The sequence below is a fragment of the Pseudomonas sp. H1_D05 genome (assembly GCF_054682705.1).
The window spans coordinates 1,202,050-1,226,950 of record NZ_CP162825.1; the positions used below are offsets into that span (position 1 = coordinate 1,202,050).

The 24,901-nt window shown below is 59.8% G+C and carries 20 protein-coding genes and 1 pseudogene; 9 read left to right on the forward strand and 12 right to left on the reverse strand.

Annotation, left to right across the window (positions count from 1 at the left end; all coding sequences use genetic code 11):
• Positions 1-35: 35 nt before the first annotated feature.
• The 9 genes and pseudogenes from AB4O11_RS05565 to AB4O11_RS05605 all read right to left on the reverse strand — a co-directional run bounded on the left by AB4O11_RS05565 (position 36) and on the right by AB4O11_RS05605 (position 11,231).
• On the reverse strand, positions 36-854 hold the full coding sequence (locus AB4O11_RS05565) for a phosphoglycolate phosphatase (protein WP_034155098.1): 819 nt from the start codon (positions 852-854) through the stop codon (positions 36-38).
• Positions 851-1,525: a ribulose-phosphate 3-epimerase gene (gene rpe, locus AB4O11_RS05570; protein ID WP_007918813.1), complete on the reverse strand. Its 675-nt coding sequence runs from the start codon at positions 1,523-1,525 to the stop codon at positions 851-853. Before rpe ends, AB4O11_RS05565 begins: the two co-directional genes overlap by 4 nt.
• A 114-nt stretch (positions 1,526-1,639) precedes the next feature.
• Positions 1,640-2,788 carry an iron-containing alcohol dehydrogenase gene (locus AB4O11_RS05575; RefSeq protein ID WP_093441891.1) on the reverse strand — a complete coding sequence of 383 codons (1,149 nt, stop codon included), beginning with the start codon at positions 2,786-2,788 and terminating at the stop codon, positions 1,640-1,642.
• Between the two features lie 502 nt (positions 2,789-3,290).
• A complete protein-coding gene (locus AB4O11_RS05580) occupies positions 3,291-4,115 on the reverse strand; it encodes an ABC transporter permease (RefSeq protein ID WP_460130313.1) in 825 nt (274 codons plus the stop codon).
• A gap of 12 nt (positions 4,116-4,127) precedes the next feature.
• Positions 4,128-5,375, reverse strand: a complete 1,248-nt coding sequence (locus AB4O11_RS05585; RefSeq protein WP_093441896.1) for an ABC transporter permease — start codon at positions 5,373-5,375, stop codon at positions 4,128-4,130.
• Positions 5,376-5,556: 181 nt separating this feature from the next.
• Positions 5,557-6,600, reverse strand: a complete 1,044-nt coding sequence (locus AB4O11_RS05590; protein ID WP_016983607.1) for an ABC transporter substrate-binding protein — start codon at positions 6,598-6,600, stop codon at positions 5,557-5,559.
• Between the two features lie 48 nt (positions 6,601-6,648).
• Complete coding sequence (locus tag AB4O11_RS05595) at positions 6,649-7,773, reverse strand: ABC transporter ATP-binding protein (protein WP_194935294.1); 1,125 nt, start codon at positions 7,771-7,773, stop codon at positions 6,649-6,651.
• 347 nt (positions 7,774-8,120) lie between these two features.
• Positions 8,121-8,750 carry a response regulator gene (locus tag AB4O11_RS05600; RefSeq protein ID WP_093441901.1) on the reverse strand — a complete coding sequence of 210 codons (630 nt, stop codon included), beginning with the start codon at positions 8,748-8,750 and terminating at the stop codon, positions 8,121-8,123.
• A gap of 85 nt (positions 8,751-8,835) precedes the next feature.
• Positions 8,836-11,231, reverse strand: a pseudogene (locus AB4O11_RS05605) (PAS domain-containing sensor histidine kinase).
• Positions 11,232-11,304: 73 nt separating this feature from the next.
• Here AB4O11_RS05605 and AB4O11_RS05610 point away from each other — a divergent pair.
• Positions 11,305-12,288, forward strand: a complete 984-nt coding sequence (locus AB4O11_RS05610) for an alpha/beta hydrolase family protein (RefSeq protein WP_460130315.1) — start codon at positions 11,305-11,307, stop codon at positions 12,286-12,288.
• 126 nt (positions 12,289-12,414) lie between these two features.
• On the opposite strand, the gene AB4O11_RS05615 is transcribed toward AB4O11_RS05610, so the two are convergent.
• From AB4O11_RS05615 to AB4O11_RS05625, 3 genes are read right to left on the reverse strand one after another with little or no spacing between them, the layout of a single operon-like run.
• Positions 12,415-13,182, reverse strand: a complete 768-nt coding sequence (locus AB4O11_RS05615; protein WP_460130316.1) for a TerB family tellurite resistance protein — start codon at positions 13,180-13,182, stop codon at positions 12,415-12,417.
• A gap of 1 nt (position 13,183) precedes the next feature.
• Positions 13,184-13,855, reverse strand: coding sequence for an N-acetylmuramate alpha-1-phosphate uridylyltransferase MurU (gene murU / locus AB4O11_RS05620; protein WP_186619870.1), 672 nt, complete (start codon positions 13,853-13,855; stop codon positions 13,184-13,186).
• Complete coding sequence (locus AB4O11_RS05625) at positions 13,852-14,871, reverse strand: aminoglycoside phosphotransferase family protein (protein ID WP_460089087.1); 1,020 nt, start codon at positions 14,869-14,871, stop codon at positions 13,852-13,854. The genes murU and AB4O11_RS05625 overlap by 4 nt, the downstream gene beginning before the upstream one ends.
• A gap of 130 nt (positions 14,872-15,001) precedes the next feature.
• On the opposite strand from AB4O11_RS05625, the gene AB4O11_RS05630 reads away from it, so the two are divergent.
• The 8 genes from AB4O11_RS05630 to AB4O11_RS05665 all read left to right on the forward strand — a co-directional run bounded on the left by AB4O11_RS05630 (position 15,002) and on the right by AB4O11_RS05665 (position 24,874).
• On the forward strand, positions 15,002-17,818 hold the full coding sequence (locus AB4O11_RS05630; protein WP_093441930.1) for an LPS-assembly protein LptD: 2,817 nt from the start codon (positions 15,002-15,004) through the stop codon (positions 17,816-17,818).
• Positions 17,799-19,115, forward strand: a complete 1,317-nt coding sequence (surA, locus tag AB4O11_RS05635) for a peptidylprolyl isomerase SurA (RefSeq protein ID WP_147307367.1) — start codon at positions 17,799-17,801, stop codon at positions 19,113-19,115. The genes AB4O11_RS05630 and surA overlap by 20 nt, the downstream gene beginning before the upstream one ends.
• Positions 19,112-20,101: a 4-hydroxythreonine-4-phosphate dehydrogenase PdxA gene (pdxA, locus tag AB4O11_RS05640; RefSeq protein WP_460130317.1), complete on the forward strand. Its 990-nt coding sequence runs from the start codon at positions 19,112-19,114 to the stop codon at positions 20,099-20,101. Before surA ends, pdxA begins: the two co-directional genes overlap by 4 nt.
• A complete protein-coding gene (gene rsmA / locus AB4O11_RS05645; protein WP_093441939.1) occupies positions 20,098-20,916 on the forward strand; it encodes a 16S rRNA (adenine(1518)-N(6)/adenine(1519)-N(6))-dimethyltransferase RsmA in 819 nt (272 codons plus the stop codon). The genes pdxA and rsmA overlap by 4 nt, the downstream gene beginning before the upstream one ends.
• A gap of 113 nt (positions 20,917-21,029) precedes the next feature.
• The gene (gene apaG, locus AB4O11_RS05650) at positions 21,030-21,410 is read left to right on the forward strand and encodes a Co2+/Mg2+ efflux protein ApaG (protein ID WP_095050313.1); all 381 of its coding nucleotides are present in this window, start codon (positions 21,030-21,032) and stop codon (positions 21,408-21,410) included.
• A complete protein-coding gene (locus tag AB4O11_RS05655) occupies positions 21,410-22,291 on the forward strand; it encodes a symmetrical bis(5'-nucleosyl)-tetraphosphatase (RefSeq protein WP_460130318.1) in 882 nt (293 codons plus the stop codon). The genes apaG and AB4O11_RS05655 overlap by 1 nt, the downstream gene beginning before the upstream one ends.
• 33 nt (positions 22,292-22,324) lie before the next feature.
• Positions 22,325-22,654, forward strand: coding sequence for a thiosulfate sulfurtransferase GlpE (gene glpE / locus AB4O11_RS05660; protein WP_108592089.1), 330 nt, complete (start codon positions 22,325-22,327; stop codon positions 22,652-22,654).
• Between the two features lie 297 nt (positions 22,655-22,951).
• A complete protein-coding gene (locus AB4O11_RS05665; RefSeq protein ID WP_007910115.1) occupies positions 22,952-24,874 on the forward strand; it encodes a PrkA family serine protein kinase in 1,923 nt (640 codons plus the stop codon).
• Positions 24,875-24,901 lie beyond the last annotated feature (27 nt).

Consider the following 24,901-nt stretch of genomic DNA (forward strand, 5'->3'; position numbering starts at 1 on the left):
TATGCAAACGCGCCGGCAGGCCGGCCAGGAACAAGTCAGGCGCGCCAACGCCAGCGGGCCAGGGCCTTGATGACTTTCATCCAGAGTTTGCGAGTGACCACCACGATGGCGTTTCCAGAATGGGATTGAGCAGCGTCGGGCAACGTTATCTCAGCGGCCGAACCGAGGCAACCGGGAATTAGCTTGCGCAGATCGTCGATCACCAGCGCCGGGGATTCCTCGGCGATCGGCCTGCCGTGGTTGTAGCCATAACTCAGCGCCACGCATTTGACCCCCGCCGCTTTCGCCGCCAGCACGTCGCTGCGCGAGTCGCCGACGAACAACGATTGCGAGGCCGGGATGTTGGCCATTTTCATCACGAAAAACAGCGCGGCCGGATCAGGCTTTTTCTGCGGCAGGGTATCGCCACCGATGATCCACTTGAAGTAGCGACCGATCTTCATCTGATCCAGCAGCGGCGCGACGAAGCGCTCCGGTTTGTTGGTAATCAGCGCCATGGCCACGCCTTGCTTGTGCAGCCACTTGAGAGTGTCGCGCACGCCGGGATAGACCACGGTCAGCTCATGGCTGGCGCCGTAGGCGTCCATGAATACTTCCAGCGCGTGCTCGGCTTCGACGTCATCCACCGCCGAATGATCGATACCACCGGCCAACGCACGGCGCACCAGTACTGGCGCGCCGTTGCCCACCCACTCGCGCACCGAATCGATGCCCGCCGGTTGCCGGCCGAGAGAGAGCAGCATGGTGTCCACGGCGGCTGCCAGGTCCGGAACCGAGTCGATCAGTGTGCCATCCAGATCGAACATCACCAGCCGTGGCAGTTTCCCCGGGAACAGCTGCTCAAACCCGCTCATGGGCGAGCCAGCGCCAGTTCGGAACGCATCTTGTCGATGACTTCCTGATAGTTCGGCGCATTGAAGATTGCCGAGCCGGCAACAAAGGTGTCAGCGCCAGCAGCGGCGATTTCGCGGATGTTGTTGACGTTGACGCCGCCATCGATTTCCAGGCGGATGTCACGGCCCGAGGCATCGATGATCGCCCGCGCTTCGCGCAGTTTATCGAGGGTGCCAGGAATGAACTTCTGCCCGCCGAAGCCCGGGTTGACGCTCATCAGCAAGACCATGTCGACCTTGTCGATCACATACTTGAGCACGTCCAGCGGGGTCGCCGGGTTGAACACCAGACCGGATTTGCAGCCACCTTCACGGATCAGCTGCAGCGAGCGATCGACGTGCAGCGTGGCTTCCGGGTGGAAGGTGATGTAGGTGGCGCCAGCTTCGATGAAGTCGCCGACAATGCGATCCACCGGGCTGACCATCAGGTGCGCGTCGATCGGCGCGGTAACGCCGTACTTGCGCAATGCCGCGCAGACCATCGGACCGATGGTCAGGTTTGGCACGTAGTGGTTGTCCATGACGTCGAAGTGGACGAAGTCGGCGCCAGCGGCGAGAACGTTGTCTACTTCCTCGCCGAGGCGGGCGAAGTCGGCGGAGAGAATCGACGGAGCAATTACGAAGGGCTGCATGACGCACCTTTTCTGAGCTAAATCACGATGGCGCGCATTGTATACCTCAAGTTTCCAAGCGCGCACCGTGACCGCGATGATTGGGTTATGCCATGACGGATGACCAGCGCTGACTCAATACGCCGCGCGGTAGATCTTCTCGATATCGACAGCACTGAGTTTGCGCGGGTTATTGCGCATCAGCCGCTCAATGCCCGCGGCTTCCACGGCCATCGCCGGGATCGCCTCTTCCGGCACGCCGAAACTACGCAGCCCGGCCGGGATTTCCACGGCCGCGCACAGATCGGTCATCGCCTGCACGGCTTTGTCCGCCGCCTCGGCTGCACTCAGATGAGCAGTCTTCACCCCCATGGCTTCGGCAATATCCTGCATGCGTTCGACGCAGGCCATCTTGTTCCAGGTCATGACATACGGCAGCAGCAAGGCATTGCTCACGCCATGGGCGATATTGAAACGCCCGCCCAGTGGATACGCCAGCGCATGCACCGCGCCAACCCCGGCATTGCCGAACGCCATGCCGGCCATCAGGCTGGCGGTGGCCATGTCTTCGCGAGCCTGCAGGTTGGCGCCGTTGGCATAGGCCTTGGGCAACGCTTTGGCGATCAGCTTGATGGCGCCGATGGCCAGCGAATCGGTGATCGGCGAGGCATTCACCGACAGATAGGATTCGATGGCGTGCACCAACGCGTCGACACCACTGGCGGCGGTGACACTGCGTGGGCAGGTCAGGGTCATTTGCGGGCTGACCAGCGCCACGTCCGGTAACAGAAAGTCGCTGACGATGCCTTTCTTCAACTGCGCGACTTTGTCCGAGAGAATCGCAACATTGGTGACTTCGGAACCGGTGCCGGCGGTGGTCGGGATGGCAATCAGCGGTGGGCCTTTGCGTGGCACCTGATCGACGCCGAACAGATCTTCCAGCGCGCCGTGGTAACCGGCGTAGGCGGCGACGCTTTTGGCGATGTCGATGGCACTGCCGCCACCGAGGCCGATCAAGCCGTCATGCCCGCCCTCGCGGTAAACGCGCATGCAGTCTTCGACGATGGCGATTTCCGGATCGGGCAGCACGCGGTCGAAAATCTCGTAGTCGCGCCCACCGAGTTGCACCAGCGCCAGCTCGACGGTGCCGGATTTGACCAGCGCGGCGTCGGTGACGATCAGTGGATTGTCGATGTCCAGGCGCGTGAGCTCAGCGGCCAGTTGTTCGATGGCGGCGGCGCCGGTGATCAGTTTGTGAGCGATTTTGAACTGGGACAGACTCATCGTGCGCAGCCTCTTATAGATGTGGGAGCTGGGCACAAGATTAGCTGGGGATTTGGGGTTGTCTGCTATTCAGGTGGTGAATGGTTGATCGGTTAGAAGATCAAGAGCCCCTCACCCTAGCCCTCTCCCGGAGGGAGAGGGGACTGACCGAGGTGGATGGGAGAGGTACACCGACGTGCGATACCGAGTCGAACTCGAGTTTTGAAAAGCACAACGATCTGCTCCCCTTCCCCCCGAAGGTAAAAAGACTAACCGAGGTGCATGGAGGAGATACACCGACTTGAGATACCGAGTCGTTCTCGGGTTTTGAAAAGCACAACGATCTGCTCCCTTTCCCCCCGAAGGTAAAAAGACTGACTGACCGAGGTGCATGGAGGAGATACACCGACTTGAGATACCGAGTCGTTCTCGGGTTTTGAAAAGCACAACGATCTGCTCCCTTTCCCCCTCGCCCCCCTGGGGGAGAGGGCTGGGGTGAGGGGGTAAGCTTTTGATCTGGCCCTTAAACCTGAGCCGTACGCAGTTTTTCGCTACGCCCGCGCAGCCATTCCAGGGTCAGCAGCAAAATGACGGAGAAGGCGATCAGCAACGTGGCAGCAGCGGCAATCGTCGGACTCAGGTTCTCGCGAATCCCGCTGAACATCTGCCGTGGCAACGTCGCCTGCTCAGGCCCGGCAAGAAACAACGTCACCACCACCTCATCAAACGAAGTCGCAAACGCAAACAACGCCCCGGAAATCACCCCCGGTGCAATCAGCGGCAAGGTCACCCGGCGGAACGCCGTCAGTGGCGATGCACCGAGACTCGCCGCCGCCCGCACCAGGTTGTGGTTAAACCCCTGCAATGTCGCCGACACGGTGATGATCACAAACGGCACACCCAACACCGCATGCACCACAATCAGCGAGAAAAAGCTGTTGCCCAAACCCAACGGCGCGAAGAACAGATAACTCGCCACGCCGATGATCACCACCGGCACCACCATCGGCGAAATCACCAGCGCCATCACCAGCGCTTTGCCGGGGAAGTCACCGCGAGTCAGACCAATCGCCGCCAGCGTACCGAATATCATCGCCAGCACCGTCGCCGCTGGGGCAACAATGATGCTGTTCTTCAGTGCCCGCATCCATTCCGCCGAGGCGAAGAAGTCGTAGTACCACTGCAGCGAGAAACCCTGCAGCGGATAGACCAGAAAACTCCCCGAGTTGAATGACAGCGGAATAATCACCAGCACCGGCAGAATCAGGAACAACAGAATCAGGCCGCAGAGGATCCGCAGGCTGTAGAACCACACCCGTTCAATGGGCGACATGTAAGGACTCAGCATTTCGAATTCCCCTTAGCTCAGGCGCAGGCGACTGGCGCCGACCAGCCAGCTGTAAATCAGATAAAGCACCACGGTCGCCAGCAGCAACAGCCCGCCCAGCGCGGTGGCCATGCCCCAGTTGATGCTGGTGTTGGTGTAGAAAGCGACGAAGTAGCTGACCATTTGATCGTTCGGGCTGCCGAGCAGCGCCGGGGTGATGTAGTAGCCGATAGCGAGGATGAACACCAACAGGCAACCGGCGCCAACACCGGCGTAGGTCTGCGGGAAGTACACCCGCCAGAAACTGGCGAACGGGTGGCAGCCGAGGGAAATCGCCGCGCGCATGTAGGTCGGCGAGATGCCTTTCATAACGCTGTAGATCGGCAGGATCATGAACGGCAGCAGAATGTGCACCATCGAGATGTACACGCCGGTGCGGTTGAACACCAGTTCCAGCGGTTTATCGATGATGCCCATGGCCATCAGCCCACTGTTGATCAGACCGCCCGATTGCAGCAGTACGATCCACGCGGCGACGCGCACCAGGATCGATGTCCAGAACGGCAGCAGCACGAGGATCATCAGTAGGTTGCTTTGCCGCGACGGCAGATTGGCCAGCAGGTACGCCAGCGGATAAGCCAGCAGCAGGCAGATCACGGTGATGACCAGGCCCATCCAGAAGGTGCGGGCGAAGATGTCGAGGTAGATCGCCTGATCCGGGGTGGCCGGGGCGATTTCGCCGAGGTCGTCGATACGGTGATCGACCGCAGCCAGCAAGTAGTAAGGCGTAATGCTGCTGGTGTTGCGTTTGACCGCTTGCCAGTAGGCCGGGTCGCCCCAACGTTCGTCGAGACCTTCGAGGGCTTCTTTATAAGAGGCCGGCTCGCTGGCAAACGGCAGCGCCCGGGCGGTTTTGGTCAACAGGCTGCGATAGCCGGCCAACTCCATGTTCAAGCGCTTGGACAGATCGCCCAGCGTCTGGTTTTTGCGCGCTTCGGCGAGGTCTTCGCCGGCAGCCTTGTAGACCGGTTCAGCGGGCAGGCCACGGCCGTCCCAACTGGCGATGGCCGCCACGGTGCGCGGCATGCCGCCGACCACTTCGGGGTTGCCGACGCTTTTGTAGAGCAGCGCCACGATCGGCACCAGAAACACCAGCAACAGAAACAGCACCAGCGGCGCAATCAGCGCTTGAGCCTTCCAGCGGTTGACCCGCTCGGCGCGCTTGAGCTTCTGCTTCAAGGTGGGGCTGGTGCCCTCGTTCAGGGGAACGGCGATGGCCATGACGTACTCCGCAAATCTTTGATCGTTACAGAGGTGGTGAACCACCTCGATCGATTGATGCACACAGATCCAAATGTGGGAGCGAGCTTGCTCGCGAAGGCGGCGCATCAGTCGACATCAATGTTCAATGTACTGGCGCTTTCGCGAGCAAGCTCGCTCCCACAGGAGAGCGAGCCCTCGGTTATTTCGCAGCCCAGGAGTTGAAGCGCTGCTCCAGTTGCTCGCCGTTGTCAGCCCAGAAGCTGACGTCGATCTGCACCTGGTTGGCGATGTTTTCCGGGGTGGTCGGCATGTCTTTCAGAACATCCTTGGCCAGCAGCGGTACGGCTTGGGTATTGGCCGGGCCGTAGGCGATGTTTTCCGAGTAGGTTTTCTGCTGCTGCGGCTGTACCGAGTAAGCGATGAATTTCTTCGCCGCTTCGGCGCGCTTGGCGTCCAGACCTTTCGGGATGGCCCAGGCGTCGAAGTCGTAGATGCCGCCGTTCCACACCACTTTCAGGTTGGATTCCTTCTGCACGGCAGCGATGCGACCGTTGTAGGCCGAGCTCATCACTACGTCACCGGAAGCGAGGTATTGCGGCGGTTGCGCGCCGGCTTCCCACCACTGAATGTTTGGCTTCAGCTCATCAAGCTTCTTGAACGCACGATCCTGGCCACCCTTGCTCGCCAGCTCTTTGTAGACGTCTTTCGGCGCCACACCGTCGGCCATCAGCGCGAATTCGAGGGTGTACTTGGCGCCTTTGCGCAGGCCACGCTTGCCCGGGAATTTCTTGGTGTCCCAGAAATCGGCCCAGCTGGTCGGCGCGGTTTTCAGCTTGTCGGCGTTGTAAGCCAGTACGGTCGACCACACGAAGAAGCCCACGCCGCACGGCTGAATCGCGCCTTTGACGTAGTCTTCAGTCTTGCCGAACAGTGCCGGGTCGAGTTGTTCGAACATGTCTTCGTCGCAGCCACGGGACAGCTCTGGCGATTCAACTTCCACCAGATCCCACGACACGCTCTTGGTGTCGACCATGGCTTTGACCTTGGCCATTTCGCCGTTGTATTCGCCGGCGACGATCTTGCCGTTGCCCGCCGCTTCCCACGGTGCATAGAAGGCTTTGACTTGCGCCGCCTTGTTCGCCCCGCCAAACGACACCACGGTCAAATCCGGGCCGGCGGCCATCGCGCTGGCCGCACCCATCAGGCCCAGGGTCAGGGCGGTGAACTTCAGGGATCTCAACATTTATTGTTCTCTCCACGTGCAGGGTTGGTGTTGGTATTGCCGGGGCGATCAGTTCGCCTCTAAAAGCGGATCAAGCGCGCGTACGTGCTCGACCTGCCAGCCAAGCGGTACCACGTCACCGACGGCGAGCGCAGGATCGAGCTCGGCAATCGGTTGTTTCACGAAGAAGTCGGTCTTGCCGCAGACTTCCAGGCGCACCCGGACGTGGTCGCCCAGATAGATGAATTCCGCCACCCTCCCTGAGAAGCGGTTAACGCATTGATCGCTCGAACCGTTGAGGCTGACGCGCTCCGGACGGATCGACAGGGTCACCGGTTCGCCGGTCTGGCCGACGTTGACCGCCAGCGCCTCGACCTTTTCGCCACGGCCCAACTCGACCACGCAGCGCTCACCGGTCTGGCTGAGCAGGCGGCCGTTGAGGCGGTTGTTCTCGCCGATGAAGTTGGCGACGAAAGTGTTTTTTGGCTCTTCGTAAAGGGTGCGGGGCGGGGCGATCTGCTGGATTTCGCCTTGATGGAATACCGCCACGCGGTCGGACATGGTCAGCGCTTCACCCTGATCGTGGGTCACATAGACCACGGTCACACCGAGGCGCTGGTGCAGGTGTTTGATTTCCATCTGCATGTGTTCACGCAGTTGCTTGTCGAGGGCGCCAAGAGGCTCGTCCATCAGCACCAGTTGCGGTTCGAACACCAGCGCACGGGCCAACGCCACACGCTGTTGCTGACCGCCGGACAGTTGCGCCGGATAACGCGAGGCGAACGCGTCGAGCTGAACCATGCTGAGGACTTTTTTCACGCGGTCACTGACATCGCTTTTGTTCAGGCCACGGACGGTCAGTGGAAACGCGAGGTTTTCCGCCACGGTCATGTGCGGGAACAGCGCGTAGTTCTGGAACACCATGCCGATGTCGCGCTTGTGCGGCGGCACGTTGTTGATCGAGCGCCCGGCCAGCAGAATTTCGCCGGCGGTCGGTGTTTCGAAGCCAGCGAGCATCATCAGGCTAGTGGTCTTGCCGGAACCGGATGGCCCTAGCAGGGTGAGAAATTCGCCTTTGCGGATGTCCAGGTTGAGGTCTTTGACGATCAGGTTCTCGCCGTCGTAGCTCTTCTGCACTCCACGAAAGCTGACCAGCACATCACTGGCCCCTGCGTTTGTTTCGACCTGGCTCATACCCACACCTTTGTTGTTGATGACTGCTTGTGGATTAAGCCTAGTGGTTGCTGACAGGCACGCAAATCGGGGCGCAGGAGAGAATCGCCTCAGCCGGATGGAAGGTTGGGGGTAGGGATTGCCCTACAAGGATGGCGCTAATGGATAAGGCAATGGCGAGGGTTGAGCTGCAAGCTGCAAGAACAAGCAAAAGCGCCTGTCGTTAATGGATATGCGCACATCGAGAGCTGAACAAAGAACCCTGTGGGAGCGAGCTTGCTCGCGAAAGCGGTGGGTCATTCAACTCATTCTGTGACTGATACACCGCATTCGCGAGCAGGCTCGCTCCCACAGGGGAACAGTGCTGATCAGAGGAGTTTGTGTTCCATCGCGTACTTGACCAGTTCGGCCAGCGAGGTGATGTTGAGTTTCTGCATCAAACGCGCCTTGTGGGTGCTGATGGTTTTGCTGCTCAGCGCCAGTTGCTGGGCGATGTCATTGACGTTGGCGCCTTGGGCCAAGCGTTCGAACACCGAGAACTCGCGTTCGGACAACAAAGAATGCAGCGGCCGCGCATCGGTCAGGCCGACTTCGAAGACCATGCGATCCGCCAGATCCGGATCAATGTAACGCCCACCGGCCGCGACCTTGCGAATGGCGGTGAGCAACAACGCCGGATCACTGTCCTTGGTCGCATACCCGGCGGCGCCAACCTTCAGCGCCCGAGCAGCCATCTGCGCTTCGTCATGCATCGACAGCACCAGAATCGCTGGCGGATTGTTCAGAGCACGGATGCGCGGGATCGCTTCGAGGCCATTGACCCCGGGCATGGAGATGTCGAGCAGCACCACTTCGCACGGCACATTGCGCAGGGTTTCGAGCAGTTGCTCACCATTGCTCGCCTCGCCCACCACTTGCAGATCCTTGGCCAGGCCAATCAATTGCTTGATGCCTTCGCGGACAATGGTGTGGTCTTCGGCTACCAGTACACGGATCAAATCTTTTCTCCAGATTTCAGGTACACACCAATCCCTGTGGGAGCGAGCCTGCTCGCGATAGCGTCAGCCCAAACACCACAAATCTTCAAACCTCACTCACCGGCACCCGCACCACCAGACTGGTGCCCTCCCCCGGCTCACTCTCCAGCGTCAATCGCCCGCCCATGATCAGCACCCGTTCGCGCATGCCCACCAGACCAAACGAAGTCGGCCGACCTGCAGCGGCGACGAATCCTACGCCATCATCGGCGACCGTCAGACACAATTCGTCGCCTTCCAGCGCCAGCGTCAGTTCCACAGTATGCGCCTGGGCATGGCGCATCACATTGGTCAGCGCCTCCTGCAGGATCCGGAACAGGCCAATCGCCTTGGCATCACTGAGCGCCGGCAGATTGTCCGGCACCTGCACCAGGCATGGAATCTGCGTACGCGCCTCGAACCGCCGCGCCTGCCACTCGATTGCCGACGCAATCCCGGCATCGAGAATCGGTGGTCGCAGCGCCGTCGCCACATCACGCACCAATTGAAATAACTGGGCGATCAGGCGCTTCATGCTGTTCAACCGTTCGTTCAGACCGGGATCGAGTTGCGCGTAGGCCAGTTCGCACATCGATGTTTCCAGTTTCAGCACCGTCAACATCTGCCCCAATTCATCGTGAACCTCGCGGGCAATTCGCGCCTTCTCTTCTTCACGCACGCTTTCAAGGTGCGCCGACAGTTCACGCAATTGCTCGCGGGAGGCCGCCAGTTCCAGCTCGATACGCTTGCTCTCGCTGATGTCCCAGACGATGCCGTCCCAGACATACGCGCCGTCCTCCAGTTGCCGGGTGATCGCTTTGATCTCGGCCCAGCGCTGCTCGCCCTGACGCGTGAGGATCCGGCCTTGCCATGACCAGTCACTGTCGGTGTCCAGCGCCTGATCCTGAGTGCAGTGATAACTCGCCTTATCGTCGGGATGCACCAGGCTGCGCAGGCCCATGTCGCGATGGGCAATGGCGGCCGGGGCATAGCCGACCAGACTTTCGCTGCCCTCGCTGATATAGGCAAAGTCGATCTGCCCGGTCACCGGCGCCCGCTCCAGACGGAACACCAGCCCCGGCACATTCGCCGCAATGCCTTGCAGACGCGCCTCGCTTTCCTGCAACGCCGCCAGTGCCCGGCGGCGCTCGGTGACATCGGTGAGGTAAACCACCAGGTATTCGCTGTCGCGAAAGCGCAGGAAACTCAGCGACACGTCCGCGGGCAAAACACTGCCGTCGGCGCGCACGCAACTGGTTTCGAAACTCAGCGGCCCTTCTTCGCTGGCACGCGCGCGCTTCCACAGATTGAGCCAGCGATCCATGTGCAGTCCCGGCTCGAAGTCGATCAGGGGACGCTCGATCAACCCGCCTGAGGGGTAACCGAGCATGTTTTCCGCCGAACGATTGGCGTAGCGCACATGGCTGTCCCAGTTGACCCAGAGGATGCCGACGGTGCTTTGATCGATGGAGAACTGCGTCAACCGCAGCGCTTCTTCGCTGGCCGCGCGCAAGGCGATGTCTTCCCGGGCGGCCAGCAATCGCTGCTCCAGGCTGTGCTGTTGGCGGCGCTGCCAGAACACGATCGCGACACAACTGAGCAGCATCACCGCAAACAGCAGACTGAGGTTCTGCCAGAAGCCGGGCGACTCCGACAGTCGCGGGTATTTCGGTTGCAGCCATTGGTTGTGCAGTTGCTCCAGATCTTTGGCCGGGATCGCGCGCAAAGCACTTTGCACAATACCGGCCAGCTCCGGCCAATCGCGGCGCGAGCCGACTCGCAGCAGTTGCGGCAGGCCGATATCGCCGACCACCACCAGTTCGGCGAACTCCGGCTCTACCGACAACCGCCCGAGTTGTGCCTCGTCGACCACGGCGTAGGCAGCCTGCTGCGTCAACAACAACTGCAAGGCTTGACGCTCTAGCGGCACGCCTTGCAGGTTCAGGTGTGGATAGTTGCTGCGCAGATAGTCCGCGGTGCTGCCGGGCATGCGCACGGCGACGCGGACCTGGCTGTCGAGTTTCTCCAGATCGATCACGCCACTGGCCTTCTGATCACTGACCACCAGTTGCGGCACGCGCATGTAGGGATCGGAGAACTGCCACAGACGCAACGCACTCGGGGTTTGACTCAGGCCCGGAGCGATATCGATCTCGCCCTCGCGCACGGCGGTTTCCAGTTGTGCGAGATCCTGAAAGTTACGCCAGCTCAGTTCGACATTGAGCGTCTTGGCCAACAACTTCATCAGTTCGACATTGGCCCCGGACAGCCGCTGCAAACGCCGGTCGTATTGCGCATACGGTGCTTGCAGGACCAGACCGACGCGCAGTTCATTGTGCTGCGCCAGCCATTGCTGCTGGCCCGCCGACAATTGCGCAACGTGGGCCGGGGCGCAGGCGCCGCCCAGCCCATCAAGGGAAACCACAAACAGCCGATAACCCACAGGCAGCAAAATCGCTTCATTGAAGTCTCATACACTGACAAATTCTGACCAACCCATTAGGCTGCCGGGATACTTTCTGGCCTGGAATAACCGATGCCCTCTGTTTACCGCCTGGCAATGCCAGCATTGTGCCTGTCGCTGATCCTGCCCTGTGCGTTTTCCGTCAACGCCGCCGACCCCACTCCTGCGGCGGAAAAACCGGCAGAAGAAAAACCGGCCGAACGCCAGCCACTGCTAGAGCGTAGTCAGGAAGAGGCCGCCGCACTGGAACGTAAAGTCCCGGCGCAAGAACAGCAACAATTGCAGGCCGGCAGCGACAGCTTCCTCGCCCTGTGGAAACCGGCCAACACCGCCGAGCCCAAAGGCGTGGTGATCATCATCCCTGGCGCCGGCGAAACCGCTGACTGGCCGCAGGCAATCGGCCCATTGCGGCGCAAACTGCCGGATGCAAAATGGAGCAGCCTGAGTATCACCCTGCCCGACCTGCAAAGCGACGCCATCGCACCGCGCGTGGTTGAAGCGCCGGTTGCGCCGAAAGCACCGGAGTCGGGTAGCAAGGACTCCACTACCGCGCAGCCAATTGAACAAGCCGCTGGCGGTGAAGCCGAAGTGGCGGATCAAGTGGTCGCCGAAACCACTGAAGAACAATCCAAGGCTGACGCCGAACGCATCTTCGCGCGCATCGACGCCGCGATTGCCTACGCCGAACAGCAGAGCGCACGCAGCATTGTCGTGCTCGGACACGGCACTGGCGCCTATTGGGCCGCGCGATACCTGGGCGAGAAACAAACCGCGCAGGTAGAGAAGTTCGTCATGGTCGATGCGCAGATGCCAGCCAAGGCCAAACCGCCACTGGCCGAGCTGACGCCAACGCTGAAGCTGCCGACCGCAGATATTTTCTACATGGACAAGCCGCTGGATCGCAACGCCGCGCTGGAGCGCATGCAGGCGAGCAAGCGTTTGAAGACTTCGGCGTTCAGCCAAGTGGCGCTCAGAGCCTTGCCAGACAACAAGGCTGAGCAGGAACAGTTGTTCCGCCGGGTGCGTGGCTGGTTGAATCCGCAGAACATGGACTGACCGAATAAGACCGAGTCGCCCGCATTCGCGAGCAAGCTCGCTCCCACAATGGATTGTGTACACAGATCCAATGTGGGAGCGAGCTTGCTCGCGAAGGGGCCATCACCGCCAACACAGCTCTAACGACTAGCGAAAATCCCGCCGCTCACGAATCAACGTATAAGCATTGTGCAGCTCCCGGGTTCTATCAGTCGCTTCACGCACCTGCGCTGGCGTCGCCCCCGTTCCGGCAATCTTGTCCGGATGATGACGACTGAGCAGGCGCCGATAGGCCCGTTTGATCTGCGCCGGTTCACTGGAGGCCGACACGCCCAATAAACGCATCGCCTCCTGATAGCTCACTGCAGCACTGACGATCGGACGCTTGCCCGGTTCGTAATCACTGGCCAGCGCCTGCACCTGATGCGTTGTCCAGCCCAGCCATTTGCCCCACTGCGCCAACAATTCACGCTCGCTGACGCCAGCACGACCATCGGCCCAGACCATCCGCCAGCACGCACGCAAGACACCCTCGGCCGCATGGGGCTGCGCGCTCAAGCGCCGCAGATAACCGCGCAGATTGTCATTTTCAGACTTGCCACGGTTGAATGCCGCGATGGCGCGGCGCGTTGCCGGCTCACTCATCTCCAGCGCACGCATCTCGTTGCGCGCCTGCTGGATATGCCCGTCGGTAACCCGACCATCACTCTTGGCCAGACGCCCGAGCAACACAAACAACAGTTCGTCGTTGCGCAGCATCGGCCGACTGCCGAGTTTTTCCAGCAAGTGTCCCCAGCTCTGCAAGTGCAGACGCCGATCCAGCGCCTGCCCCAACAATGCCCCAAGCATGGCCCCCGGAATGCTGGCGATTGCAAATCCCGCTCCGGCTCCAATCAGAGTCCCTGGCCACAACATGTCAGCGACTCGCTTCTATCAATGTTTCAGCTTCAGCCAGACGCTCATGCGTACCGACATCGACCCAGTGCCCTTTCAGGCGCTCGCCACTCACTTCGCCAGCCGCCATGGCTTTGCGCAGCAGCGGTGCCAGCTTGAACGCGCCGTCGGCGCAGCCATCGAACAGTTGCGGATGCAGCACAGCGATGCCGCTGTAGGTCAGGGTTGCAGCATCAGGCTGGCCATCGATCACCTGGCCGTCGGCTAACGTGAAATCACCGTTCGGGTGATGCGTCGGGTTGTCCGCAAGGACCAGATGCGCGAGTCCGTTGATCGGCTGGTGCAGGACGCTGAAGTCATAATCGGTCCAGATATCACCGTTGACCACCAGGAACGCATCATCGCCAAGCATCGGCAGCGCCCGGAAAATCCCGCCGCCGGTTTCCAGTGGCTCGCCTTCGGGCGAGTACTGAATGCTCACACCAAATCGCGAACCGTCACCCAGATAATCCTCGATCTGCTGACCGAGCCAGGCGTGGTTGATCACGATCTCGTTGAATCCTGCGGCCGCGAGGGCGCGCAGGTGATATTCGATCAGGGGAACACCGCCGGCACGCACCAGTGGTTTCGGCGTGGTCAGGGTCAGCGGACGCATGCGCTCGCCTTTGCCTGCCGCCAGAATCATTGCCTTCATGCTGTTGCTCCACCCCGCAGGCTGGTGAACAGCGCTTGCAGTTCGGCCAATTCAGGACGTCGCGCAATCACCGCTTCTATATAGGAGAAGAAACGTGGCACGTCGGCCAGATAACGCGGCTTGCCGTCACGGTGGCAGATGCGCGCGAAGATGCCGATAACTTTCAAATGGCGCTGCACGCCCATCAGATCGCTGGCGCGCAGGAAGTCTTCGAAGTCCGGCTGCACTGGAATGTTCAGCGCCGAAGCTTGCTGCCAGTAATTTTCCAGCCAGCCGCGCACGCGCTCTTCGGGCCAGCTGAGGAAGGCGTCCTTGAACAGGCAGGTCACGTCGTAGGTCACCGGGCCATAAACCGCATCCTGGAAATCCAGCACGCCGGGATTCGGTTCGCTGAGCATCAGGTTGCGTGGCATGTAGTCGCGGTGTACCAGCACTTTGGGTTGAGCGAGTGCGCTGTCGATCAGCAGATCACTAACCTGCTGCCACTGCTGTTGCTGAGTCGAATCAAATTCGACACCGAGTTCACGCGTCACATACCACTCGGGGAACAGTTCCAGCTCACGGCGCAGCAAGGCAACGTCGTAGCTCGGCAACGGTGCAACCATCGGCAACTGCTGAAAAGCCAGCAACGCTTGCAGGGCATCGGCGAACAATGCGTCGGCATTTTCGCCATCGATCACGTCGAGATAGGTCTGGTTGCCCAGGTCATTGAGCAAAAGAAATCCGCGCTCGAGGTCCTCGGCATAAATTTTCGGCACATTTATTCCGGATTTCGCCAGCAAAAAAGCGATATCCACGAACGGTTTGCAGTTTTCCTGGGGCGGCGGTGCGTCCATCACGACGAAGCTGCGCCCCTCGCCTTCCCAGCGGAAGTAACGGCGGAAACTCGCGTCGCTGCTGGCCGCAGTCAACGTGGCCGGGGGCACGGTGCCCCAGCCCTGATCTGCAAACAGGATTGCCAACTGCTCATCGAGCCAAACTTTCAGGTGTTGCAAGCGTACATCTTGGTCAGGCATTGCAAGGGTCTCCGACGGCGCTAGCCGTCAAGCGGGTCATGCTTTATTATCCAGCATCTTTTTCAGACCATCGAGAGGCGTGCGGCCCACACCGCGGGCAGATGGCACGCAGGAAGCCCGGACTAATAAGATGGCATTGAAATCCCCCGCGTTTCGTAAAAAATTTCCGTTGTTGGTAACCGGCAGTCTGCTGGCTATGCAACCTCTGGCCAGTCAATTCGTTGTTGCCGCCGAGCAGTATGACTGCTCCGTCTCGGCTTCGGGTGGTTGGGCCTGTGCGCCCAAATCAACCGCTGCTGCGTTGCCGCCGCGTCCAGTGCATGACGGCAGTGCCGTCAGTGCTACGGGCGAAGCGGCGACCGAGAACGGTTCGGCTGCCGACACAGCGCCTAAAACGGCGCTGGTCACCGAAGCCAAGGGCCGCGGTTTGAAATCCCGTAGCGAAGACTTCAGTCACCTCGACTGGGTTCCGCGCGAGAAGCTCACCGCCGCTCAATTGGCCGAGACCGGGCCTTACTGCTCTGGTGCCTACATCGAACCGATTCGTCCTGGCATGAATGACAAGACGAACAAAAGCGATGCTCCGACCTTTATCGGCGCAAAAGCCTCGCGCTATAACACCGATGATCAAGTCGGTACGCTGGCCGGTGATGTTGTCCTGCGTCAGGGCAGCATGCAGGTCGAATCCGACGAGGCCAGCCTGTATCAGGCCGAGAGCCGCGCCGAACTCAATGGCGATGTACGTATCCGCGACAACGGCGCGCTGATCGTCGGCGACCACGCCGATGTGCAGCTCGACACCGGTGAAGCCAAGGTCGACAACGCCGAATACGTGATGCACAAATCGCGTATCCGCGGTAACGCGCTGTACGCCAAGCGTGCCGAAAACGCGATCATCCGCTTGAAGGACGGCACGTACACCACGTGCGAACCGAACAGCAACGCCTGGCAGCTCAAGGGCAACAACATCACCTTGAACCCGGCCACCGGTTTCGGTACCGCGACCAACGTGACGTTGCGCGTTAAAGACATTCCGATTCTGTACACGCCGTACATCTACTTCCCGATCGACGACCGTCGCCAGTCGGGCTTCCTGCCGCCGACCATTGGCAGCGGCAGCGATACCGGCTTCATGCTGGTCACCCCGTACTACTTCAACCTGGCGCCGAACTATGACGCCACGTTGTATCCGCGTTACATGAGCAAGCGTGGCATGTTGGTGGAAGGCGAATTCCGTTACCTGACCAAGTCGAGTGAAGGTCAGTTTGGTGCTGCGTATCTGAACGATGACGATACCGAGCGCAGCAAGCAGACCGACTACGAAAAAACCCGCTACATGTACAACTGGCAGCACAAGGGCGGTCTCGACTCTCGTGTGCTCACCGAAGTCGACTACACCAAGATCAGCGATCCGTATTATTTCCAGGATCTGCAGACTGATCAGATTGGCGTGAAAAGCAGTGACTACGTGAACCAGCAGGGCGCGATCACTTACCGTGGCGACAGCTACACCGCCCGCCTGAATGCGCAGCAGTACCAGTTGGCAACCGTTTCCAACATCACGCCGTATGGCCGTCTGCCGCAGATCACCTTCAATGGTCAGCTGCCGTATCACCCGGAAGGTCTGAACTTCGACTACGAGACCGAGCTTGTCCGGTTTGATCGTGATCTGAAAACCGGCACTTTCACTCAGGAAGACGGTATTACGACTGAGTCTAGACTGGACAACAACGTTCAAGGCCTTGCACGCGCTAACGGCGACCGCCTGAACCTGAAGCCTGGTGTCAGTCTGCCAATGAACTGGACTTATGGCTTCCTGAAGCCGTCGCTCAAGTACCAGTACACCCAGTATCAATTGGATCTGGACGGTACCGGCAAATCCCAAATCGTTGATCAGCAAAATGCCGCAGCTGCGGCAGGTACTGATTACGTAGGCGGCAAGTTCGGCAGTAACCAGAACCGTGGCGTACCAATTGCCAGCATCGACAGCGGTCTGTACTTCGACCGCAATACGTCTTTCTTCGGCAAGAACTACCGTCAGACACTGGAACCGCGACTGTTCTACCTCTATGTACCTGAGGAGAATCAGGAAGATATTCCAGTATTCGACACCAGCGAATACACCTTCAACTACGCCTCGCTATTCCGCGACAACCGTTTCTCCGGCTCCGACCGTGTCGGCGACGAGAACAAGCTGTCGCTGGGCGTGACCAGCCGCTGGATCGAAGACGACGGTTTCGAACGTCAACGCATCAGTGTCGGCCAGGCTCTGTACTTCAAGGATCGCGAAGTTCAACTGCCAGGTATCGACGCCAAAACCCGTGACGATGCGAAGTCCAACGTTTCGCCATATGCACTGGAATACGAATACCGCTGGAACCGCGACTGGCGCACCACGGCCGACTACAACTGGGATCCGGACAGCCGCAGCCCACGTTCCGGCAGCGCGATGTTCCACTACCAGCCTGAAGACAACCCGAACAAGGTTATCAACGCCGGCTATCGCTATCGCAATGACCAGGTTCGTTACGACCAGAACACCGGTAAATGGTCGGTGGGCGGTGGTGACTACGGCACCCCTGGCCAGCCTGGCTACGTGAAGGACTACTACAAGATCCAGCAGCATGACTTCTCGGTCATCTGGCCGATCGTTCCACAGTGGAACGCGATCAGCCGCTGGCAGTATGACTACAACCGTAACCGTACCCTGGAAGCCTTCGGTGGTTTCGAGTACGACAACTGCTGCTGGAAACTGCGCCTGATCAACCGTTACTGGGTTTCCTATGACGAGTTCAGCCAGGAAGCTCCGCAAAACGAAAAAGGCGACCATGGCGTCTTCCTCCAAATTGTTCTGAAGGGACTCGGCGGCCTCACTGGCGCCAAGGTAGAGAGCTTCCTCGACAAAGGCATTCAAGGTTATCGTGAACGTGAAGACCAAGCTTTCTGATTGTCTGCGCCCGCTGATGCTGGGCGCGCTGTTCCTGGGTACTGCGGCGAACGCCGCAGTTCAATCCATCGACAAAGTGGTAGCGATCGTCGACAACGATGTGGTCATGCAGAGCCAACTGGACCAGCGCGTCCACGAAGTGCAGCAGACCATCGCCAAGCGTGGTGGCGGCCTGCCGCCTCCTGGCGTACTGGATCAACAGGTGCTTGAGCGCCTGATCGTCGAAAACCTGCAACTGCAGATCGGCGAACGCTCCGGCATCCGCATCACCGATGAAGAACTGAACCAGGCGGTCGGCACCATTGCCCAGCGCAATAACATGTCGGTTGAGCAGTTCCGTGCTGCTCTGGCTCGCGACGGCCTGTCCTACGACGACGCCCGTGACCAGATCAAACGCGAAATGGTCATCAGCCGCGTACGTCAACGCCGCGTGGCAGAACGCATTCAGGTCTCCGAGCAGGAAGTGAAGAACTTCCTCGCCTCCGACCTGGGCAAGATGCAACTGTCCGAAGAGCTGCACCTGGCCAACATCCTGATCCCGACGCCGGAAAGCGCCAACTCTGAAGCGATTCAGAACGCTGCCCGTCAGGCCATGGAGGTTTACCAGCAACTCAAGCAAGGCGCTGACTTCGGCCAGATGGCCGTTGCCAAGTCCGGCAGCGACAACGCACTGGAAGGCGGCGACATGGGCTGGCGTAAAGCAGCGCAACTGCCTCCGCCGTTCGACCGCGAGTTGAGCAGCATGGCTGTTGGCGACATCACGCAACCTGCACGCACGCCGGGTGGTTTCATCATCCTCAAGCTGCTGGCAAAACGTGGTGGCGAAGCGCAGATGCGCGATGAAGTGCATGTACGTCACATTCTGGTTAAGCCGAGCCCGATTCGCGATGAAGCGAAGACCAAGGCACTGGTTCAATCCTTGTACGAGCGCATTCTGGCCGGTGAAGATTTTGCCACTCTGGCGAAAAGCTATTCCGAAGACCCGGGTTCGGCGCTCAACGGCGGCGACCTGAACTGGATCGACCCGAACGCACTGGTACCGGAATTCCGCGAAGTGATGGCCAAGACCCCACAAGGTCAGCTGTCCAAGCCATTCCAGACTCAATATGGCTGGCACGTTCTGGAAGTCCTTGGCCGTCGCGCCACTGACAGCACTGAACAGGCCCGCGAGCAGCAAGCCATGACCGTACTGCGTAACCGCAAATACGACGAAGAGCTGCAAACCTGGCTGCGTCAGATCCGTGACGAAGCGTACGTAGAGATCAAACTCCCTGGTGCAGACCAGGCAGCGCAGTGAAACCCAAGCGTTTCGCGCTGACACCCGGCGAACCAGCCGGCATCGGTCCCGACCTGTGCCTGCTGCTCGCCTCGCAAGCCCAGCCACATCCCCTGATTGCCATCACCAGCCGCGACTTGCTCCTTGAGCGGGCCGCGCAGCTGGGGCTGGCCGTCACTTTGCTGGATGTTGCGCCTGATCACTGGCCGGACGCTCCGGCGCCCGCAGGCAGCCTGTATGTCTGGGATACGCCGCTCAGCGCCCCCGTGGTTGCCGGGCAACTGGACAAAGCCAACGCTGCATTCGTCCTCGAGACCTTGACCCGCGCCGGCAATGGCTGCCTGAACGGTGATTTCGCCGGAATGATCACCGCGCCTGTGCACAAAGGCATGATCAACGAGTCCGGCATCGCCTTTTCCGGGCACACAGAATTCCTCGCCGACCTGACTCATACCGCCCAAGTGGTGATGATGCTCGCCACGCGTGGTTTGCGCGTGGCACTGGTCACCACTCACCTGCCCCTGCGCGAGATTGCCGACGCAATCACACCAGAACGGCTGGAGCGCGTGACGCGGATTCTGCACAGCGACCTGCAACACAAATTCGGCATCGCCCAGCCACGCATCCTGGTCTGCGGACTCAACCCGCACGCCGGTGAAGGCGGCCACCTGGGCCATGAAGAAATCGACATCATTGAACCGACATTAGAGCGCCTGCGCGGCGAGGGCATGGACCTTCGTGGCCCGCTGCCTGCCGACACTCTGTTTACCCCCAAATATCTGGAGCACTGCGACGCAGTGCTGGCGATGTACCACGACCAGGGTTTGCCTGTGCTTAAGTACAAAGGCTTCGGCGCTGCCGTCAACGTGACCCTGGGTCTGCCGATCATCCGCACGTCGGTCGATCACGGCACCGCCCTCGATCTGGCCGGCAGCGGCAAGATCGACACCGGCAGCCTGCAAGTCGCCCTGGAAACCGCCTACCAGATGGCCGAGACCCGTTTATGACCGAGCAATACCAACACAAGGCGCGCAAACGCTTTGGCCAGAACTTCCTGCACGATGCCGGCGTTATCGACCGCATCCTGCGCTCCATCAGCGCCAAGTCTGAAGACCGCCTGCTGGAAATCGGACCGGGCCAGGGCGCACTGACCGCCGGCCTGCTGTCCTCCGGCGCACAACTCGACGTGGTGGAACTGGACAAGGATCTGATCCCGATCCTCAACCAGCAGTTTGCCGGCAAGGACAACTTCAACCTGCATCAGGGCGATGCACTGAAGTTCGACTTCAACACGCTCAACGCCGCGCCAAACAGCCTGCGTGTGGTTGGCAACCTGCCGTACAACATCTCCACGCCGCTGATTTTTCACCTGCTGAACAATGCCGGCATCATTCGCGACATGCACTTCATGCTGCAAAAAGAAGTGGTCGAGCGTCTGGCCGCAGGCCCTGGCGGTGGTGACTGGGGTCGCCTGTCGATCATGGTTCAGTACCATTGCCGTGTGGAACACCTGTTCAACGTTGGCCCGGGCGCGTTCAACCCGCCGCCGAAGGTCGACTCGGCCATCGTCCGCTTGGTGCCGCACGCCGTACTGCCGCACCCGGCCAAGGATCACAAGCTGCTGGAGCGCGTGGTGCGCGAAGCGTTCAACCAACGCCGCAAGACCTTGCGCAATACTCTCAAGCAACTGCTCAGCAATGCCGAGATTGAAGCCGCCGGCGTCGATGGCAGCTTGCGTCCGGAGCAACTGGATCTGGCCGCATTCGTACGTCTGGCCGACCAGCTCGCGGTACAAGTCCCGGCCTCCCCCGCCGCCGACTGATAAACGATGAACGCTATCGGGCAGGACGCCACTCTGGTTTACTGCCCGATACTTGCCTAGACTGAATCCCCATCAGCTACGCCCCGCGTTCCGCTTCGTTTAAGGCCTCTTGCATGTCCGATTCCCGTTACCAGGTCGATGTCAGCGTCGTCACCCGCTATCTGGCAGACCAATCGCAACCCGAGCACGACCGCTTCGCCTTCGCCTACACCATCACTGTGCAGAACAATGGCGCAATCCCTGCCAAGCTACTTTCGCGGCACTGGGTGATCACCGACGGTGATGGTCATGTAGAGGAAGTACGCGGCGCTGGCGTGGTCGGCCAGCAACCGTTGATCGATGCCGGCAAAAGCCACACCTACAGCAGCGGCACAGTGATGACCACCAAGGTCGGCACCATGCAAGGCACTTACCAAATGGTCGCCGACGACGGTAAACATTTCGACGCCATCATCAAGCCGTTCCGCCTCGCCGTGCCCGGGTCTTTGCACTGATGGCGACGTATGCCGTCGGCGACCTGCAGGGCTGCCTTGAACCGCTGAAATGCCTGCTCAAGCAAGTGGCGTTCGACCCAAAGCTTGATCGACTGTGGCTGGTCGGTGACCTGGTCAACCGTGGCCCACAATCACTGGAAACCCTGCGTTTTCTGTATGGCATGCGTGAATCGCTGATCTGCGTGCTCGGCAACCACGACCTGCACCTGCTTGCTGCCGCAAAGAATATCGAGCGTTTGAAGAAATCCGACACCCTGCGCGAGATTCTCGATGCGCCAGACAGCGTCGAACTGCTGGAGTGGGTTCGCCAGCAGAAACTGATGCATTACGACGAGACACGCGATATCGCCATGGTGCATGCCGGCATACCACCACAATGGTCGCTGAGCCGCGCACTGAAGTGCGCCGCCGAAGTCGAAACGGCCCTGCGAGACGACAACATGCTGCTCGCCTACCTCGACGGCATGTACGGCAACGATCCAGCGAAATGGGACAACAATCTCAAAGGCGTGACTCGCTTGCGCGTCATCACCAACTACTTCACCCGCATGCGCTTCTGCACCGCCGAAGGCAAACTCGACCTCAAGAGCAAGGAAGGCCTCGACACAGCACCCGCCGGATATAAACCGTGGTTTCAGCACAAGGATCGCAAGACCAAAGGCCTGCGCATCATCTTCGGCCACTGGGCGGCACTCGAAGGCAATATCCATGAGCCAGGTATCTCGGCGCTCGACACCGGTTGTGTCTGGGGCGGCAGCCTGACCCTGATGAATATCGACAGCGGCGAACGGCTGTCGTGCAAATGCGACGAACACGGCGGACTCGCGCCAACTGTCGCACCACTTATCCCCGAAACTTCGCCAGTCAGCGCACCGCGTTAGACTGCGCTTTCAGCCGAGCAACAGGAACCCGCCATGAGCGAATTCAAACGAATCCCCCCGGAACAGGCCCAGGCCCTGCGTGAACAAGGTGCTGTCGTCGTCGACGTGCGCGACCCGGCGACTTTCGCCGCCCTGCACATCCGCGGCTCGAAGCATCTGGACAACCATTCCCTGCACGCTTTCATTCAAGGCGCTGACCTTGATGCGCCGACCGTCGTCGTCTGCTATCACGGCAACTCCAGCCAGGGTGCTGCGGCCTACCTGATCAGCCAAGGCTTCTCCGACGTCTACAGCATGGACGGCGGCTTCGAGCTGTGGCGTACGACTTATCCTGCGGAAACTGCGCAAGGCACCGCCGAATAATTTTTTTGTCACGCGCAGGCCCCGGCTGCCGTGGGCCCGCGCTGGCAGACGAACGGTCTTGCCACAACTAATTACGTATCTCGCCTTTACCTCCCGAATTCCCAACTATCCTTAAGCCCAGGCCATCCAAAACAGGGGAGAGCCGGTACACCGGCGCACGGGTCATCGGGAGTGACTTTCACGATTGTCGATCGTGAAAGTGTTCTGGGGGGTAAACAAACAGCTGCCTAAACGGTTGTTTGCCAGCATCGACTGAGTGATCCGGCGTCGGCTCCACGTATCGAGCGAGGTGACGTCATGAGTATCTTTAGCCACTTCCAACAACGCTTCGAGTCCACACGCCAGGAAGAACTCTCGCTGCAAGAGTACCTGGAGCTGTGCAAAAAAGACCGGAGCGCCTACGTTTCTGCCGCCGAGCGTCTATTACTGGCCATCGGTGAACCGGAACTGCTCGACACCTCGACCAATTCGAGGCTGTCACGCATCTTCTCCAACAAGGTGATCCGTCGCTATCCGGCCTTTGAAGACTTCCACGGGATGGAAGAATGCATCGACCAGATCGTTTCGTATTTCCGCCATGCCGCCCAAGGCCTGGAAGAGAAGAAACAGATCCTTTATCTGCTCGGTCCCGTCGGTGGCGGTAAATCGTCCCTGGCCGAAAAGCTGAAACAGCTGATTGAAAAAGTGCCCTTCTACGCCATCAAGGGCTCGCCAGTATTCGAATCGCCTCTGGGTCTGTTCAACGCCACCGAAGATGGCGCGATCCTCGAGGAAGACTTCGGCATTCCACGGCGCTACCTGAACACCATCATGTCGCCTTGGGCGACCAAGCGCTTGGCCGAATTCGGCGGCGACATCAGCCAGTTCCGCGTGGTCAAACTGTACCCGTCGATCCTCAACCAGATCGCCGTAGCCAAGACCGAACCGGGGGACGAAAACAACCAGGACATCTCCGCACTGGTCGGTAAAGTCGACATCCGCAAACTCGAGGAATACCCACAGAACGACGCCGACGCCTACAGCTACTCCGGTGCGCTGTGCCGTGCCAACCAGGGCCTGATGGAATTCGTCGAAATGTTCAAGGCACCGATCAAGGTGCTGCACCCATTACTGACCGCGACGCAGGAAGGCAACTACAACAGTACCGAAGGCCTCGGCGCGATTCCGTTCACCGGGATCCTGCTCGCTCACTCCAACGAATCGGAATGGCACACCTTCCGCAACAACAAGAACAACGAAGCGTTCATCGACCGGATCTATATCGTCAAAGTGCCGTACTGCCTGCGCGTCAGTGACGAAGTGAAGATCTACGACAAACTGCTGTTCAACAGCTCCCTGGCCAAAGCGCATTGCGCGCCTGACACCCTGAAGATGCTCGCGCAGTTCACTGTGCTGTCGCGCCTCAAGGAGCCGGAAAACTCCAACATCTATTCGAAGATGCGCGTCTACGACGGCGAAAACCTCAAAGACACCGATCCGAAAGCCAAGTCGATCCAGGAATACCGCGACTCGGCAGGCGTCGACGAAGGCATGAACGGTCTGTCGACCCGGTTTGCCTTCAAGATCCTGTCCAAGGTCTTCAACTTCGATCCGCATGAAATCGCTGCCAACCCGGTGCATCTGCTCTATGTGCTGGAACAGCAGATCGAACAGGAACAATTCCAGGCTGAAACCCGCGAGCGCTACCTGCGCTACCTGAAGGAATATCTGGCGCCGCGTTATATCGAATTCATCGGCAAGGAGATCCAGACCGCGTACCTCGAGTCTTACAGCGAGTACGGCCAGAACATCTTCGACCGCTACGTGCTGTACGCGGACTTCTGGATTCAGGATCAGGAATACCGCGATCCGGAAACCGGCGAGATTCTCAACCGCGTCGCGCTGAACGAAGAACTGGAGAAAATCGAAAAACCGGCCGGCATCAGCAATCCGAAGGATTTCCGCAACGAGATCGTCAACTTCGTACTACGCGCACGCGCCAACAACAACGGCAAGAACCCGACCTGGCTCAGCTACGAGAAACTGCGGGTGGTCATCGAGAAGAAAATGTTCTCCAACACCGAAGATCTGCTGCCAGTCATCAGCTTCAACGCCAAGGCCAGCAAGGAGGATCAGCAAAAGCACAACGACTTCGTCACTCGAATGGTCGAACGCGGCTACACCGACAAACAGGTACGGCTTCTTTCCGAATGGTACCTACGGGTACGGAAGTCGCAGTGAAGCAGCTGCAAGCTTCTAGCTACGAGC

What these genes read in the sequence shown, in the direction of transcription:
- AB4O11_RS05665 (WP_007910115.1), top strand. Translation starts at nt 22,952, where the DNA reads ATGAGTATCTTTAGCCACTTCCAACAACGCTTCGAGTCCACACGCCAG.
- AB4O11_RS05655 (WP_460130318.1), top strand. Translation starts at nt 21,410, where the DNA reads ATGGCGACGTATGCCGTCGGCGACCTGCAGGGCTGCCTTGAACCGCTG.
- AB4O11_RS05575 (WP_093441891.1), bottom strand. Translation starts at nt 2,788, where the DNA reads ATGAGTCTGTCCCAGTTCAAAATCGCTCACAAACTGATCACCGGCGCC.
- rsmA (WP_093441939.1), top strand. Translation starts at nt 20,098, where the DNA reads ATGACCGAGCAATACCAACACAAGGCGCGCAAACGCTTTGGCCAGAAC.
- AB4O11_RS05625 (WP_460089087.1), bottom strand. Translation starts at nt 14,871, where the DNA reads ATGCCTGACCAAGATGTACGCTTGCAACACCTGAAAGTTTGGCTCGAT.
- AB4O11_RS05610 (WP_460130315.1), top strand. Translation starts at nt 11,305, where the DNA reads ATGCCCTCTGTTTACCGCCTGGCAATGCCAGCATTGTGCCTGTCGCTG.
- AB4O11_RS05585 (WP_093441896.1), bottom strand. Translation starts at nt 5,375, where the DNA reads ATGGCCATCGCCGTTCCCCTGAACGAGGGCACCAGCCCCACCTTGAAG.
- apaG (WP_095050313.1), top strand. Translation starts at nt 21,030, where the DNA reads ATGTCCGATTCCCGTTACCAGGTCGATGTCAGCGTCGTCACCCGCTAT.
- rpe (WP_007918813.1), bottom strand. Translation starts at nt 1,525, where the DNA reads ATGCAGCCCTTCGTAATTGCTCCGTCGATTCTCTCCGCCGACTTCGCC.
- AB4O11_RS05630 (WP_093441930.1), top strand. Translation starts at nt 15,002, where the DNA reads ATGGCATTGAAATCCCCCGCGTTTCGTAAAAAATTTCCGTTGTTGGTA.
- AB4O11_RS05565 (WP_034155098.1), bottom strand. Translation starts at nt 854, where the DNA reads ATGAGCGGGTTTGAGCAGCTGTTCCCGGGGAAACTGCCACGGCTGGTG.
- murU (WP_186619870.1), bottom strand. Translation starts at nt 13,855, where the DNA reads ATGAAGGCAATGATTCTGGCGGCAGGCAAAGGCGAGCGCATGCGTCCG.
- AB4O11_RS05595 (WP_194935294.1), bottom strand. Translation starts at nt 7,773, where the DNA reads ATGAGCCAGGTCGAAACAAACGCAGGGGCCAGTGATGTGCTGGTCAGC.
- AB4O11_RS05590 (WP_016983607.1), bottom strand. Translation starts at nt 6,600, where the DNA reads ATGTTGAGATCCCTGAAGTTCACCGCCCTGACCCTGGGCCTGATGGGT.
- AB4O11_RS05615 (WP_460130316.1), bottom strand. Translation starts at nt 13,182, where the DNA reads ATGTTGTGGCCAGGGACTCTGATTGGAGCCGGAGCGGGATTTGCAATC.
- AB4O11_RS05580 (WP_460130313.1), bottom strand. Translation starts at nt 4,115, where the DNA reads ATGCTGAGTCCTTACATGTCGCCCATTGAACGGGTGTGGTTCTACAGC.
- glpE (WP_108592089.1), top strand. Translation starts at nt 22,325, where the DNA reads ATGAGCGAATTCAAACGAATCCCCCCGGAACAGGCCCAGGCCCTGCGT.